The organism is Stieleria sp. (assembly GCF_041595215.1).
GTDB lineage: Bacteria > Planctomycetota > Planctomycetia > Pirellulales > Pirellulaceae > Stieleria > Stieleria magnilauensis.
The window spans coordinates 1-13,468 of the sequence record NZ_JBFHKV010000097.1; the positions used below are offsets into that span (position 1 = coordinate 1).

The window sequence follows — 13,468 nt, forward strand, 5'->3', positions numbered from 1 at the left end:
ATGCGTTGGATCGCTCCCATCGCGCCGCTGGGATCGGTGATCCGCTCGGTCACCTCTTGAGAATCAATTCCGCCGTACAAGATGTTCAACTGCGCTTCACGATCGGTTAAACGTCCCCATTTTTTGCCGAAGATCGCCATCAACTTTCGCTCCAACTGTTCGGGAGTCAGCAAACGGACCAGTCCAACGTCGTCCAGTTCGGCCCGACGTCGTGGGGCGTCTTCCTCAGTCGCCAGGCCATCGGCTCGATAGAAATCCGAGTGAATCCATTCCTTGAAGGCGACTTTCAGATTGAAATCCGCCTCGATGAAGCGATCTGCGATCCGTTCGATTTCCTTTCGTTGGACTCGATAGGCGCGATATTTTGGCGAATACATCGGGTCGTCAATGTCCTCCGGCGGCGACAGGGGCTGACGTCCCGACAAGATGTACCAGACGTGTTCAACCATGGCGGTGGCGAATCGCGGATCACGGGCCATTCGCTGACCCAACCACTGCAAAGCGCGCCAGCGCTCTTCCGGCGGCAACGCTTCCTGCCCCCATCCCGGCGCGAACATGTCTTCGTACCAGCCCTCTTTGCGTGGCCCATAGACCCCTTTGGCGTCGACGACGTAATAATCCTGAAACAGACCCGCGACCGGGTCCATGATCTTGTGGCACACGACACAATCAGACGCCTGCATTGTCGGCACGTCGTACTCGGCCGTGATCGCTGCGGCATCGCTCGTCCGCGGTGCCAACTCCAACAGGTCGACACCCAAGAAGTGCTGGAAAAACATCCGTACGCGCAGCCGATTTCGATTGGTTTCGGTCGTCGGATAACGCATCAGGTATTGGAACGAACTGAGCAGACCGGAGTGGGGATAAAAGCCGGTTTTCGATTCCTGGACCTTGCCGTTTCGAGACGTCAGTGCGGGGATTTTCGTGGGGACGAATTCGAACGGATCATCGGTGTCCTTGAATTTGTCGCGGACCTGTTCAAAAACGCCATAGCCCCTGGACGTGTAGGGAGACACCATTGTGTAGTCGGCGGTGACGATTTCCGTGAACGGCCGGTCGTTGCCGACGATGTATCGAATCAATTCCAGCGGCTCACGAAGCATCGCTTCGCGATAATCGCGGACCAATTTCGTGTACGCGATCATCTCCGGGTGTGAGTACTTGAGTTTTTCATCCGATTTGCGATCGCGGTTCGGGTCGAGTTCCTGATACCACAATCGCGATTTGAAGTGCTCGTACGAGAGCGCTCCTTCGGCGACCCCGTCGTACCCTCGCGTCAACAGAGTATCATTGAAGGCTTCTTGGAGACGTTCGTAGAACGCGTCTTCGCGCATGACGTCGTCCAGGATGGGGCTTAAGGCTGACAGCCCTTCGGTTTCAACCTTGGAAAGCTCTTCGTGCGAAGGAAGGCGGCCGACCAAGGACAAGGTCACGCGACGCAACAATTGCCGAGACGACATCATCACCAATCCGTCAAAAAACGGAACCGGATCGTCGTCGACTTCGGACGGCAGTGGATCGGGTTTCCCATTGAGGCGACGAACGAATCGCTGTAAGACTCGATAACCGGTCGAGCCCGCTTGCAGGACTTCTCCGCCGCCGTGATCCAGGCCGCCGACCACCTTTTGCAACAGGCGTGATTCGCCATCGACGTCAGCTTCGAGTTGGTCTTCGAATGCAAGGCGATTCTTACGAAGGACGGCATCGCGCCGAGTGCGATCCCGATCGGGGTCCTGCAGCACAAAGGCACTCTCGGATGCATCGCCAGAGGCGTTGTGGCATTTCAAGCAAGTTCGTTTGCCGACTTTTTCCCAGACTTCGTCGGCGAACCATCGATCGGCAACGAAACACGCCGGTCCGTCTTGGTCGGTCGCAGCGACACATGAAGTGATCCCTACCGTGAACCGCAACGTGGCAATCATTGTGCCGATCAACAGCATCCTGAAAAACACGGGATCGGGAAGAAATGGTTTCATTCGAACACCTGTCTGTGCAATCGCCGACACCTACACCCCGATACTAGGTTAATCATTCAAGCCCGGTCATCGTGCCGCTGCCGGTCCCGAACGTGTCGGTTTCCATGCCCAGTCGTTGCAGCATGGAGACAAACAGGTTGGGCAGTGGGTAATTGTTGTCGCGGTCAAACGCCAAGTGTTGTCCGTGACGGAATCCACCGCCGGCAAGCAGCATCGGCATGTTCTTTGTATCGTGGCTGCTGGCGTTTCCCAAGTTCGAACCGAACAGCACCATCGTCGAATCGAGCAGCGATCCTTCCTCCTCCGTACTCTCCTGCAGTTTCTTCAGGAAACCACGGAGCTCCTGGATCAGCGCAGATTCGACAAGCGTTAGCTGAGCGATTTTGTCCGGGTCTTTGCCGTGATGCGACAGGTTGTGATAATCGGCGTCGACACCGGGAATCACGGGGACCGCGTTCATTCCGGAAATGTTGTACGTCAGGAAACGCGTCGAATCAGTCTCCAGTGCCAGATGCATGACGTCGTACATTAGCCGCATGCATTCCACAATCTTTTTGCTGTCCGGTTCGTCGCGCGGCGGTTTTGCATCGACGTGTGGCTTAGGCTTTTGTTCCCAGGCTTCGGCTTTGGCCAATCGCCGCTCGGCTTCCCGAACGGCTTCGAAATACTGGTCTAATTTCTCGCGGTCGCGACCGGTCAGGTTTCTCTGCAGGCGTTTGGTTTTCTCGATCACGACATCCAGAACACTTTGGCCATCTTGCAATCGTTGCATCTGCCTGGCTTGCTCGTCTGCTTTTCCGGCGAGAAACAGTTTTCGGAAGACGAACGACGGTCGCGTCAGCGTCGGGATTTCGACACCGCTCCGCGACCACGACAGTCCCGGGCCGGAACTGCTCAATGAAAGCGACGCGAAACGTGTTTCACTGCCGAACTGGGCCGCAGCCAATTGGTCCAACGAAATCGTGTTGCGAAATCCCGCGCTGTTGGGATGGGGCGCGCAGGTCAGGTAGGACTTGTAGGACGAGTGTCCGCCGCCGACTTCGGGATGCGACACGCCCGAGATCACGGTGAAATGATCTCGAAACTCGGCCAACAACTTCAAGTAGGTTGGCAACTGATAGTCGCGGCCCGATTGCTGCGGAATCATGTTGGGGGCGTGCAGGCCAAGCCCGACGTCGATCGCAACGATCCGCCGTCGCGGACGTTTGGCCGCAGCGGCGGAGGTCGTAGATTCGAAAAACGGCAGTGCCAAGGCCACGCCGCAGCCGCGCAGGATCGTTCGGCGGTTTGGTTGTGTCATGGTTTTTGAAAGGTGGGGTGTTGCACGATGGCGTGGATCAGCGAACGGAAACCGTAGTTCTGGCGGCGTGCTTGAGCGACGATGTCTTCGACCGAGCGGCGGTCGGCAAATCCTATCTTACGCCCCATCGCGTACGTCATCACTTTGCCGGCCAGATTTCGGGCCAGCTGATCGGGGTGCGCGGCCAGGATCCGCTTGAAGTCGTCGACGCTTTGGATTGTTTGCCCATCCGGCATCTCCGCCGTCGCATCCACGGGCAATCCCATCCGGTACCGCACCCAGGCATAGGTGAACGGCGCTTGCTTCAGATTTGGTCGTTTCGCGTCCGGTGACATCGTTCGGTACTGATCGCGATAACCGCCGATCGGATCAAAACACTCCAGTGCGAATCCGGGAGGGTCGATCTGGCGATGACAGGCGGCACACGATTGAACGTCGCGATGTTTGGCCAGCTGTTCGCCAATGGTCGTCGCGCCACGAATATCCGGTTCGATCGATCCGACATTGTCCGGCGGTGGCGGCGTCGGCTGACCCAAGATGTTTTCCAAAATCCAGGCACCACGCAGCACCGGCGAGGTGTACGTTCCGTTGGCGGTCACCTTCAGCACACTGGCCTGCGTCAACAATCCACCGCGTGGACTGTCCGGTGGCAGCTGGACTTTACGAAACGTCTGACCATCGACACCCTCGATGCCATAGTGACTGGCAAGCCGTCCATTGAGAAAGCTGAATTGCGAATCCACAAAGTTCACGAGGCTGAGATCGTTCGTCAGGATTTCGTCGAAAAACCGTTCCGTCTCCTGCACCATCGAGATCCGCAACAGTTCGTCAAACTCCGGGTACAGATTCGCGTCCGGCTCGGTGAAATCAATCTCGCGCAGATCAAGCCATTGTCCGGTGAAGTTCTTGGTAAAGGCCGACGCCTTGGGCGATGCCAGCAGCCGTTCGACCTGTTGCGCGAGCACGTCGCTCTGCCGCAGTGAACCGTCGTCGGCGAGTCTCATCAATTCGTCATCCGGCATCGTACTCCACAAAAAGTACGACAACCGTGCTGCCAACGCGTGCGGGCTGATCTGTGATGTGCCCGGTTCATTGAGAAACAAAAAGTCGGGCGAGCAGAGGACGGCTTTCAAACTGACCCGCAATGCGGATTCAAAAGACCGACCGTCGGCGAGAGCCGACGAGAATAAATCCAAGTAGGCATCCGCTTCGGTCGGCTCGACCGGGCGTCGAAACGCGAGCGGCAACAACCGCTGCAAGATCTGTTCTGCATCGTCTCGCCCGGCCGATTCAAGTTCGAGATCGCCGAGCAATCGGACGCGTCCCGGCGGCGGCCATTCGTCCAGGGGACCTTCGATCACGATGTCGCCGATTTCGATTCCCGGTTCGGGCCAGGTGTCGGCGTCTTTTCGCGTGTCGCGCGTGCCGTAACATTTCGGCTGAAAGGTGCCTCCGTCTTCCACCAAACGATCGGTAAATTCGATGGTCGTCCACTGTCCGGGCGCGACGTCATAGTACCCCACCAGGTGACGTTCAGCGCGATTGACAATTGTATCGCCACCATAGATTCGCAACGTGACCGGTTGGTCACTCTGTACCGCCCGGACCCGCATGGTGCCGCGATAGGTTCCCGCGGGGGCACGCAAACGCGCGAAGTTCACCAGGTTTGTGGGGCAATAGCCCGACTGGAAAATCACCAAGCCGTCGTCGGTGCGGCGAAACATCTTGCCGATTTGGTTTTCCAATTGCGGACGGCCCCGCCAGTCCACTTGTTCGAGCAGGTTCGTTTCGTGGCGAATCCCCTTGGGTGGAGCACTGCTGCCAAACACGGCATCGAGCACTTGATCGGCGGCTTCCAAGTAGGCGGCCATCGCTTCGGCGGAAACCGCCAGGCCTTCGCCCACGGTGTCGAATCCGCCCGTCGAGGAATCGTCGGGCAATCCATTCACCGTGACTTGGATTTGAAACAGATCAGACACGGTGTTTTGGTATTCGTGACGATTCAAACGCCGCAGCACCACATCGCTGCGGCGGGTTTCGGCCGCGACCAATTCATTCGCCAGCGCTGTGGTGAAGGCGGCCGACTCGCGAGCATCCGGTGTCGCTTCATCGGCCGGTGGCATTTCGCCGGCAACGACGCGATCGTGAACGCGAATCCAGCGCCGCGCCGTTTCTTCGCTGGAAAGATCAAAGTCCAACCGGTCGAAGCTGAAATCGCCCTCGGGGGATTCGCCGGCGTGGCAACCGACGCAATGGGCTTCGGTGAACGCGGCCCAGTGGGGCGGTGTTTCGGCCCGCCCCGCGGCGTCGATGATCGACAGGCCCGAAACCATGGCAATAATTAACAGTATTCGTCTCATAATTGCCAATTCTAACGCCTTGTACGGTGCCCTGCGCGTCGCTCGGTTCTGATCAAAGGGGGCGCGTCATAGCCAAGGCCGGTGTCATCGCCTGATGCCGAGGATTGAATGTGCGTTCATTCGTCATGGTTCATGGTCCATCGCATGACTTGAGAGCGGTCGGTTCGAAAGGGGGTGGGTGTTACCTCTGTAGTGAGGCTGTTGCAAGCTGATAATGTAGCGCATCAGGTTGCATCGACACCCATTGAGCCGATAGCGCTGGTGCTTTGTTTCATTCACCGAGCCGATCGAGATGCTTTACACAGGGTTGAAAGAATGAACATCCTGGTCAGCAGCGAGCGAGCAACAAGTGTGGTCGTGGTGTTTTCCTGGGTGTGGCGTTGCCGTCTGGCGATCACCGTTTCGCACCGGAAGTCGGGGGTTTTAGGGTGATTGTTAAGCGGACTGCGATTGCCTTCTGGGCGACAGTCGTCGGCGACGCCTGATGCTCCGGCGGGTTGTCGCCAGCCTGGGGGGCAATTGGTCGTGTGGGACTTCTCTTGCTATAAGCTTAAGAGAATCTTTTTTTCCTTTTAACGTCTTTTAAGACGCGAACGATAATGTCTGATAATGTAGGCTGAGCAAATCATTGATTGCAGTGTTGTTCAGTTTGATGTGAACGCATGCAATCATCTTGTCTTCTTCATTCCCCCACAGACAATTCACCGATGGCGAAAAAAGCAAACAAGCAAGAGAAAGTAATCGACTACTTGAAGAAAAACCCCGGCGCGACGATCGCGGTCACCGCCAAGGCATGTGGGGTTTCCGTACCAACCGTCTCGGCGGCGAAACGAAAAGCCGGCATGACGAAGCGTTCGGCCAAGGCTTCGGCCATTCGCAAGGCGACCAAGTCGAGCGGCGGATCGGTCATCGATCGTCTGGAGCCGGCGATTCAGCTGATCCAGGCATGCGGTGACGCAAACAAGGCGAAAGCGGCGATCGATGACGCTGCCCGCGTTCTAGAAATCGCCCGCAAGTAAAGTGGGGTAAGCATCCTGCTTGCCACCCTCGCCGGCTCTGCCGGCGGCCAGCAGGCGAGAGCCTCCATGACAGTCTGTTCCCAGGCGAAGCCTGGGAACACGGGCGGCGAAGTAATCATATCGGCGCCTCCACGGACTCATTCGCTCGCCGCTCAGACCCTTGACATCATGTAAAGCATCTCGCGGCAAATCTGCCGTGATCGCTGGTCATAGACGCCGGCCTCGTCCGCCGTGTCGTCGGCAACCTTGGGATCTTCGTAACGGATCGGCGCCCTTAACTCGCATCCCCGCACGATCGGGCATGCCTCGTCTGCACTCGAACAGGTCATCACGGCCGCGTAATCGGCGGTCGGATTGGGAGCCTGATCAAAGACCTTCGAAAAACATTCCAGCGGTTCCGTTTCGTCTGAATACCGCACGCGGTAGGTCGGGTTGTCTGCCCCGGCATGGTCGACGTCGACCACAAAGCCACTTCGCCGCAGCGAATCAACGACTCGGGCGTTCATCGCCGTCGCTTCGGTTCCGCCGGAAAACGTCGTGACTCCGTCCAAGCCATGGGCATCCGCGGCCACTTTGGCCCAGATCTGGGAAAAGTGACTTCGTCGCGAATTGTGGGTGCAAATAAAGGTCAACTTCGCCGCTCCCGCGACATCCAACCGCCGGCGAACGTAGGCGGAGACTTCTTCAAGTTCCTTCTTTCGCGACTCGGGGATTTGGTCAAATTCCGTCTTTCGCTGGTCAATAAAGCGAGACAGTTCAGGATACAAACTGATACCTTTCATATAACTCACGTGCCATTAGTTGATTGTGTTATTAGTAATACTTCTTTTGTTCATCATGCAGGCCGCTGCTACCGGCTCATCGCGTCGATGTTGAAGGAGCGTTTGGGCATCAAACGCCAGCGTTTCGCAATACGAAGCGCCGCCGCGAGGTGATCACGGGGAAGCAGTGCCCGCCGTCGAAACGAGAAAAAGCTCGCGAAGCCCTTCGACGCCGGTGGGCGGCGATGCCTGCCAGGGAAGGATCGTGGTTTGCTTGGCGTGCTGGGAGACAACTTCTTGGATAAAGACGCCTTCGCTCGCTTGCCGGCTCCGCAGAACAGGATCGCTCAACTGTAGCGGATCAAGTGACTGGTTGATCACCCAAGCAAACGGTTCAATCTCGGCGCGCCGAAGGTCGTCCTGTAGGTGGGCGGCTTCGTGCACAGGGGTCGACTCGGGTAGCGTGACGACCAAGACCTTTGTGTAGTTCGGATCGCGCAGCCGAGGTAGCAGCTTTTCAACCGACTCGGGCATCTCGCTGGATTGGCGCGTCACTTCGCGGTGGTAGGCGAGTGCGGAATCGAGCAGCAAGACCGTGTGCCCGGTGGGTGCCGTGTCGAGCACCACGATACGGTCTTCCCCTTCAGCCACCGTTTGGGCGAAGGCTCGAAAGACGGCGATCTCTTCGGTGCACGGGGAACGCAGGTCTTCCTCCAGCAACGCTCTCCCCTGCTCGTCCAGTTCGGCTCCGGCGGTGCGCATCACTTCCTCGCGATAAGCACGGATTTCTTCTGCCGGATCGATGCGACTGACCGTCAGGCCTGCGATCTGGTCGGCCGCCATCGTCGCGGCGACATGGGCGGCCGGATCGGTGGTCGACAAATGCACGGCGAATCCCTTTTCCGCCATTGCAACGGCGATGCCGGCGGCCACCGTGGTCTTGCCGACGCCGCCCTTGCCCATCGTCATGATGACCCCATGGCCCTGTGCCGACAAAGCATCGATCAACGCATCGGTCGCAAGCGTCGCGTCGGTCTCTCGGCCTTGTGCGGAATCGTTTACGGACGTGATGATCGATGCGGCATCGGCCGGATGCGTGGTGCTCAACTGCCGCAGCGCATCGATGCCGATGAAGCCGCGCCCGGCCAGTGGAACCGACGTGCGATCGAGACCCTCCAGCCCCGCTGGCATCGCTGCGATGGCTTGATCGCAACGGGATTGCATCGCCGCGGCGATCGGGTCCGACGCATCGCTGGCTTGGAACACGCCATTGACCACAAGGTGCTGATTGGTCACGCCCAGCGTCTGGAGTTCGCTGCTGGTACGATCCGCCTCTCGCAATGCCGATATCTCGGGGCGCGTGACCAAGACCAGCGTCGTCCGTTGCCGATCGCTGAGCGCGTCGACCGTTTTTCCGTAGAGCGTCTGCTGCGCCTGCAGCCCCGCCAAGGGGCCCAGGCACGACGTTCCCGATGTGTTGGTTTCCATGAACCCCGACCAGGCCGACGGCAGCGTCAACAGTCGCAGCGTATGGCCGGTCGGTGCGGTGTCGAAGATGATGTGATCAAAGTCTGCGGTCGCCTGCTCGTCACCGAGCAGTTTGGCAAACTCATCAAAAGCGGCGATCTCAAGCGTGCAGGATCCCGAGAACTGCTCTTCCATGCTCTGGATCGCGGCGTCTGGTAGCACGCCCCGGTAGGGAGCCACCATGCGCTCACGGTACTCCCGAGCGGCCTGTTCCGGATCGATGTTCATGGCCTGTAAGTTGGCCACCGAGCCGACCGCAGTCGGCTTGTTGCTCAGCTGCGTTGCCAGCACTTCATCCAGGTTGGACGCCGGATCGGTGGACACGAGCAGCACGCGCAGGCCTCGATCCGCCAACGCGATCGCACTGACACAAGCCATCGAGGTCTTGCCGACACCGCCCTTTCCGGTGAAGAACAGATTCCGTGTCGGTGTCTTTAAAAACTCCATCTCTCTCTCCTGATTGGATCCTTAGCAGCAACCGGTGTCGCCACAGCAACCACCGGAACCTGCCACCGGAAGCGTCCGCGCGGGTTTGAGCGACGTCCCCGTCCACAACGCCAAATTTTCACGGCTCGGGTAATCGCTGCGACTGACGATCCGGCCATCGACATAGATCAGCGGCAAGCAATCGACGCCTTCACGACCAAGCATTTCTTGAACCGCCGGGTTGTTTGCAAACGCGGTCGCATCTTGGGCAAGGTTAAAACGTTGGACCTCATGGCCCTGGGCCGTCAACCAGTCCAAGTCCGCGGCAAACTTGGGCAACACGGGATCCACCTGGGGGCCACAGACTCCGGTGCTGCAGCACATGGCGCGGTCGTAGATTTGAATCGTACTCATTGGAAAGCCTCCACGGGAAAAAGTTATCGACTATCGATGATCGGCGAACGATCAGGCAAAAAAAAACGGTGTCAGAGGGCGGCGACCCACTGCTTGAGTTGCTCGAGTCGTTCGGGATTGACGCAGTAACAGACCTTCGGGCCGTCGACTTCGCCCTGGATCAACCCCGACTCCTTGAGGATTTTCAAGTGTTGCGAGACGGTCGACTGGGCCAGCGGCAAGCAGTCGACGATTTCGCCACACATGCACGCATCGCGTCCGATCAACAGACGCACGATCTGCACCCGGGCCGGGTGCGCGATCGCCCACGCCAGCTTCGCCAGCTCTTCCGCCATCGGATCCGCTTTCAGCTTCACCGATGAGGTATCGCATTTCTTCTTGGACTGTTTTTTAGCCATCGAGTTTCATCCGCTTTAACGTATATCGTCGATCAACGATTGAATCTTAAGCGGCATTTCCGACTCGGTCAAGTGCGCGCGGAGATTTTCGTTTTCGTCGTGGCGCACCCGGGGGCGACCGGTCTGGCATTTCACCGGTTAGCGGAGCGGCGTGGGCCCAATACCGCTAAGGCGAAATTGAGGGGTGCCGCTCGCGCTCGCGCGAACCGGCTGATGTCAACTGATGATCAGCCGTTTAACGCTAGCCTGCGGGCCTTGCGCTGGTCAAGACCTTGTCGATTGAGCGGTATTGGGCTCGTGCCCTGTTGCTAACAAACAACACACCACAGGGGTTCGTCGCAGGCCGCGGGCCGTCTGAGGCAGGGTGTTCCCAGGCTGAGCCTGGGAACGACCAGATACCACGCGCTGACGCGTCCCGCGGAGATTGGCCGCTGGCGAATCGTGTTAACGGACCGCCAGTTCCGCCGCACCGCTTCGCTGAGCCGGATCCAGGTCAAAGCGGTCCAGGTTCATCACCTTGCTCCAGGCGGCCACGAAGTCATTGACGAACTTTTGCTGTGCGTCTTCGCTGGCGTACACCTCGGCGATGGCGCGCAGTTGCGAGTTCGATCCAAAGACCAGGTCAACGGACGACGCACGCCACTTGACGTCTCCGCTCTCTCGATCGCGGCCTTCATAGAAATGCTCGCAGATGGCAGACGCCTTCCATGTCGTGCCCATGTCCAAGAGGTTGACGAAGAAATCGTTCGTCAGGACCCCCGGACGCTCGGTGAAGACGCCCAGTTTCAAATTGTCGGCGTTCGCATTGAGGACGCGCAAGCCGCCGACGAGCGCTGTCATTTCCGGAGCGGTCAGCGTCAGCAAGTTGGCGCGATCAACCAACAATTCCTCCGCCGGTCGGTTCAGTTTGTGGCCGAAGTAGTTTCGGAATCCATCAGCCTTGGGCTCCAGCACCGCGAAACCCTCGACATCGGTTTGTTCTTGCGAGGCGTCGGTACGGCCGGGTGAAAACGGAACCTGAACCTCGTGGCCGGCTTGCTTCGCGGCCTCTTCCACCGCGGCGCATCCTCCCAGCACAATCAAGTCCGCCAACGAGACTTTCTTGTCTCCGGTCTGCGCGTCATTGAAGTCTTGCTGGATCTTCTCAAGCGTCTTCAAGACCTTGGCCAGTTCTTCTGGTTGATTGACCTGCCAATCCTTTTGCGGTGCCAGGCGGATCCGTGCGCCGTTGGCTCCGCCACGTTTGTCGCTGCCGCGAAACGTCGACGCCGATGCCCAGGCGGTTTCCACCAACTCCGAGATCGAAAGGCCCGAGTCGAGTAATTGGGTTTTCAATGTCGCGATGTCGTCCGCTTGGATCAATTCATGGTCGACCGCGGGAACGGGGTCCTGCCACAGTTGCGGCTCGGCAACCCAGGGACCGAGGCAGCGGGAGACGGGGCCCATGTCACGATGGGTCAGCTTGTACCAAGCCTTTGCGAATGCCTTGTTGAACTCGTCGGGGTTCTCGTGGAACCGTTTCGAAATCGGACCGTAGATCGGGTCCATCTTCAGCGCCAAGTCGGTCGTGAACATGATTGGTGCGTGGGACTTCGACGGATCATGCGCATCGGGAACGATGCCCTGCGCGGACTCATCCTTCGGCGTCCACTGGTGTGCACCGGCTGGGCTCTTGGTCAATTCCCATTCATAGGAGAACAGATTGTCTAAGTACTCGTGCGACCAAGTGGCCGGCGTGGACGTCCAAGCGCCTTCGAGACCGCTGGTGATGGTGTCTTCCGCGTTACCCTTGCCGAACGTGTTCTTCCAGCCCAATCCCTGCTCTTCCAAGCTGCCGCCTTCGGGTGCGGGACCGACAAACTTGCTCGGATCGGCCGCACCATGCGCCTTGCCCAACGTGTGTCCGCCGGCGATCAACGCAACGGTTTCTTCGTCGTTCATCGCCATGCGGCCGAACGTCTCTCGAATGTCCTTCGCCGCTGCCAGCGGATCGGGTTTGCCGTTGGGGCCTTCCGGGTTCACGTAGATCAGTCCCATCTGCACGGCGGCGAGTGGGTTTTCCAATTCACGGTCACCCGAGTAGCGTTTGTCTCCCAACCATTCAGTTTCGGGACCCCAATAGACATCTTGCTGCGGTTCCCAAACGTCTTCGCGCCCGCCGGCGAATCCCATCGTTTCAAACCCGGCCGATTCGAGGGCGCAGTTTCCGGCAAAGACCATCAGGTCCGCCCAGGAGATTTTTTGTCCGTACTTCTGTTTGATCGGCCAGAGCAACCGCCGCGCCTTGTCGAGGTTGCCGTTGTCGGGCCAACTGTTCAGCGGCGCGAACCGCTGCGTCCCGTAACCGGCACCGCCGCGGCCATCGGCAACGCGATAGGTGCCGGCACTGTGCCAAGCCATGCGTATAAAGAACGGACCGTAGTGGCAGTAGTCGGCCGGCCACCAATCTTGCGACGTCGTCATCAATTCATTGACGTCTTTCTTCAACGCTTCCAGGTCCAGCTTTTTGAATTCTTCGGCGTAGTTGAAACCTTCACCCATCGGATTGCTCTTGAGCGAATTCTGGTGAAGGATCTGCAGGTTCAGCTGATTGGGCCACCAGTCACGGTTGGAGTAGACGCCGGCTGCGGTATGCCGTTGGCTCGGTTCAGGGACGGTGCCCATCACCGGACACTTGCTGATCGCGTTGCTCTGTCCGCCAGACGAGTCGGCGGGCGGAGAATCTTGAGCAAACACGCTGGTGCCGATGCAGAGCGCCGCAACGCCTGTCATCCCACGTGCGAAATGAGTGATCGAAGTCATGAGTTTTCCTGGGGTGGGGGGATTTCGACGCGTGAAACTTCGAATCGTTGGATTCTTTTAGTATGACGATCCGGCTAGTCGAAGGTCTGGAATTCTCGCTTGATCGACTCGATGAATCCAATGCATTCCCGTCATGCCGGTCATGCACGGGGTGCATCAAGGCGATTGATGCTCAAGCGACGACCGCGGACTGTCCTTGAAAAATGGGGCAGACAGCCAGCGGCAGGCCTGCACCCCCCCTGCGTCAGTGGGGAGTGGGGTCAAAAAATGGGCTGGTCAAAAGATGAAACAGCGACGGCTGGATGGGGCTCTCACCGAATCTCTGCGTTGCGTTCTCGCGACGTTGCATGGGGACTTCCCCGGAACCCCATCAGCCCAACTACTGCACCCATTTTTTGACCAACCCATTTTTTGACCAGAAACAGAGCGTCGACTGTATCCGGATCATTCGTCGAGATGCTTGCTTTCACCCGCTGCGCACCTTA

General features: G+C 58.5%; 9 protein-coding genes. 1 reads left to right on the top strand and 8 read right to left on the bottom strand.

Annotation, left to right across the window (positions count from 1 at the left end; all coding sequences use genetic code 11):
• The 3 genes from ABX749_RS06065 to ABX749_RS06075 form a co-directional block, all read right to left on the bottom strand.
• Nucleotides 1-1,976, bottom strand: a 1,976-nt coding sequence (locus ABX749_RS06065; RefSeq protein ID WP_372895188.1) for a hypothetical protein, incomplete at its 3' end; no start/stop codon positions are given.
• Between the two features lie 52 nt (nt 1,977-2,028).
• Nucleotides 2,029-3,276: a DUF1552 domain-containing protein gene (locus ABX749_RS06070; RefSeq protein ID WP_372895189.1), complete on the bottom strand. Its 1,248-nt coding sequence runs from the start codon at nt 3,274-3,276 to the stop codon at nt 2,029-2,031.
• Nucleotides 3,273-5,636: a DUF1592 domain-containing protein gene (locus tag ABX749_RS06075; protein WP_372895190.1), complete on the bottom strand. Its 2,364-nt coding sequence runs from the start codon at nt 5,634-5,636 to the stop codon at nt 3,273-3,275. Before ABX749_RS06075 ends, ABX749_RS06070 begins: the two co-directional genes overlap by 4 nt.
• 707 nt (nt 5,637-6,343) lie before the next feature.
• On the opposite strand from ABX749_RS06075, the gene ABX749_RS06080 reads away from it, so the two are divergent.
• Nucleotides 6,344-6,655 carry a winged helix-turn-helix transcriptional regulator gene (locus ABX749_RS06080; protein WP_095741905.1) on the top strand — a complete coding sequence of 104 codons (312 nt, stop codon included), beginning with the start codon at nt 6,344-6,346 and terminating at the stop codon, nt 6,653-6,655.
• A 152-nt stretch (nt 6,656-6,807) separates the two neighbouring features.
• Here the strand turns inward: ABX749_RS06080 and ABX749_RS06085 are convergent, their stop codons facing one another.
• From ABX749_RS06085 to katG, 5 genes are all read right to left on the bottom strand, one after another.
• Nucleotides 6,808-7,437: a protein-tyrosine-phosphatase gene (locus tag ABX749_RS06085; protein WP_372895191.1), complete on the bottom strand. Its 630-nt coding sequence runs from the start codon at nt 7,435-7,437 to the stop codon at nt 6,808-6,810.
• Between the two features lie 153 nt (nt 7,438-7,590).
• Nucleotides 7,591-9,390, bottom strand: a complete 1,800-nt coding sequence (arsA, locus tag ABX749_RS06090; protein ID WP_372895192.1) for an arsenical pump-driving ATPase — start codon at nt 9,388-9,390, stop codon at nt 7,591-7,593.
• 21 nt (nt 9,391-9,411) lie between these two features.
• Complete coding sequence (arsD, locus tag ABX749_RS06095) at nt 9,412-9,783, bottom strand: arsenite efflux transporter metallochaperone ArsD (RefSeq protein WP_145212730.1); 372 nt, start codon at nt 9,781-9,783, stop codon at nt 9,412-9,414.
• 71 nt (nt 9,784-9,854) lie between these two features.
• Complete coding sequence (locus tag ABX749_RS06100) at nt 9,855-10,181, bottom strand: helix-turn-helix transcriptional regulator (protein WP_145212727.1); 327 nt, start codon at nt 10,179-10,181, stop codon at nt 9,855-9,857.
• 444 nt (nt 10,182-10,625) lie between these two features.
• Nucleotides 10,626-12,845 (bottom strand): catalase/peroxidase HPI, encoded by a 2,220-nt coding sequence (gene katG / locus ABX749_RS06105; RefSeq protein ID WP_372895193.1) that lies wholly within the window; start codon nt 12,843-12,845, stop codon nt 10,626-10,628.
• Nucleotides 12,846-13,468 lie beyond the last annotated feature (623 nt).

Excerpts from the sequence above, each read along its gene's own strand:
- arsA (WP_372895192.1), bottom strand. The coding sequence starts at position 9,390 with ATGGAGTTTTTAAAGACACCGACACGGAATCTGTTCTTCACCGGAAAG.
- arsD (WP_145212730.1), bottom strand. The coding sequence starts at position 9,783 with ATGAGTACGATTCAAATCTACGACCGCGCCATGTGCTGCAGCACCGGA.
- ABX749_RS06070 (WP_372895189.1), bottom strand. The coding sequence starts at position 3,276 with ATGACACAACCAAACCGCCGAACGATCCTGCGCGGCTGCGGCGTGGCC.
- ABX749_RS06075 (WP_372895190.1), bottom strand. The coding sequence starts at position 5,636 with ATGAGACGAATACTGTTAATTATTGCCATGGTTTCGGGCCTGTCGATC.
- ABX749_RS06085 (WP_372895191.1), bottom strand. The coding sequence starts at position 7,437 with ATGAAAGGTATCAGTTTGTATCCTGAACTGTCTCGCTTTATTGACCAG.
- ABX749_RS06080 (WP_095741905.1), top strand. The coding sequence starts at position 6,344 with ATGGCGAAAAAAGCAAACAAGCAAGAGAAAGTAATCGACTACTTGAAG.
- ABX749_RS06100 (WP_145212727.1), bottom strand. The coding sequence starts at position 10,181 with ATGGCTAAAAAACAGTCCAAGAAGAAATGCGATACCTCATCGGTGAAG.
- katG (WP_372895193.1), bottom strand. The coding sequence starts at position 12,845 with ATGGGCACCGTCCCTGAACCGAGCCAACGGCATACCGCAGCCGGCGTC.